Genomic DNA, 1,828 nt, shown 5'->3' with positions numbered 1-1,828 from the left:
GCGTTGGAGGACCGGGACCGGATCCGGGAAGCCGCCCGGGCCGAGGCCGCGTCCACCGTCGCGGATGGCGTGGCCCTGGCGAAGTCCGCGGTGAAGAAGTCCCGTAAGCGGGCGATCGCAGAGGCAAAGGCTCGGAAGGCGAAGGCGGATCGGGAGGTCGCTGCCGCCGAGCGCGATCGGGAACGGGCCGAAGCGCAGGCCGAGGCAGCTCGGAAGCAAGCGGACCGGCAGGCCGAAAAGGCAATGAAGGAAGAAGCGCGGATCATCAAGGCCGCACAGGACCGGGCTGGGGTAATCGTTGCGGAGGCCGCAGCGCTCGCGACAGTGACGATCAAGAAATCACGCAAACGCGCTATGACTGAGGCGCGGGCCACGCGGATGGAGGCGGACCGGGCAGCAGCTGCGGTTGAACGGGAACGGAAGCTGGCCGAGGCGCGCGCTGAACTGGCCCGGCAGGCGCAGGCGCGGGCGCAGGCCGAACGCGAAGCGGATGAGGACGCCGCTATCGCGGCGCGGGCAGATGCGGTCCGTGTCCAGCTGGCAGCTGAAGCGGAGCAGGCCCTTGCAGATGATGCGCGGCAGGCGCATGACGAGGCGGAGGCCGATCGTCTTGCCGCTGAGACGGCTGCTGCGGAGACAACCCGGCTTGCCGAAGAAAAACGGACGGAGGCGGAACGGGCCATGGCCCGGGTCGAGGTGGTGACGACGGGCCTCGACGCCCTTGTCAACGAAGTGACAGCCGGGACCCTTCGGGCGCAGAACGGCGGAGGTGTGAAGGCCGCCGCGCCGGACCTCCTGAGGCCGGCATTTCCCGAAATCGCACCCGCCGTTCGCGCCGCGGCGAGGGCCGTCGAAACGATCCACGCTGTGCGGCGAGAGGCGCATGACGTTGCCCGAATTGCGGCATCCGAACGGCAGAAGGCCACGGACGATATCGCTCGGGACCGTGCCGCTGCAGCGGCCCAGATCGCGAAGCAGCGTGAAGCGATGAACACGGAACTGAGTGAGAAGCGCGCACATCTGAACGGGATGGAGAGGGAGCTCGAGGACAAGTTGTCCGCGGTCACGGGCCTTTTCTCAGGGCTCCAGCGCCTTTTGGTCAGGGTCACGCGCTGGCTGTCCAGTCCGGACCTGCCCGACTCCATGAAAGAAGAAGGGATGGATTTGGTCGCCGAGGGCATCGCCCTGTCACGTGTTGTGACGCCGGCGGACCCCACTCCGTGATGCGGTGTCACCATGGAGCGAAGGAGGGGCGCCGGTCTCGCATGTTATTATGTGTCGGCCTGCCGGCTTCTTGCGTGGGGCAAGGGGGAGCAACGATCGAAAGTGTCCAGCTGTAGGTGCAGAAATATTACCGTCGATCATATAATGCCCACTTTTTCCACGCAAATGGGCCGCATGATGTAACAGATCTGCTGATTTCCAGTCAAAGGATCAAAGCTTTCAAGCGAAAGAGATGCTCCCCCCAATTGCTCCGGTAAAACTCGGCACTCCATATTGCTACAAGGGTCTATTCCAGCTGAGGAGTTCTGAGAGTATGCTAAGGTGCTCTTATGGCCCAGAAAAACCGGTATCTGTTNAGGGTCTATTCCAGCTGAGGAGTTCTGAGAGTATGCTAAGGTGCTCTTATGGCTCAGAAAAACCGATATCTGTTTCGGGGGAGAATTTCGGAGCGGAAATTCCGCGATCTTCTGCGGCTTTTCGCGCTCGATATCACCGCCGACCGGGCGGCGGTTCTGACCGGTTTGAACCACAAGACGGCGGCCACCCTCTATGGGCTTCTGAGGCGCAGGATGGCGGAGCTGGCGCAGCAGGACTGCCCCTTCCG

At 63.4% G+C, this 1,828-nt stretch carries 2 pseudogenes; both read left to right on the top strand.

Features of this window, described 5'->3' with window-relative positions:
• A pseudogene (locus tag EP237_RS23270) lies at nt 1–1,224 on the top strand (hypothetical protein); the annotation flags it as partial.
• A gap of 404 nt (nt 1,225–1,628) precedes the next feature.
• A pseudogene (locus EP237_RS22785) lies at nt 1,629–1,828 on the top strand (IS1595-like element ISPlba4 family transposase); the annotation flags it as partial.

Origin of the sequence: Nioella ostreopsis (genome assembly GCF_004000255.1) — a bacterium.
In the GTDB taxonomy this organism is placed as follows: domain Bacteria; phylum Pseudomonadota; class Alphaproteobacteria; order Rhodobacterales; family Rhodobacteraceae; genus Nioella; species Nioella ostreopsis.
The sequence above is the reverse complement of the archived record's forward strand: the minus strand, read 5'-3'. Positions and strand labels throughout refer to the sequence as shown.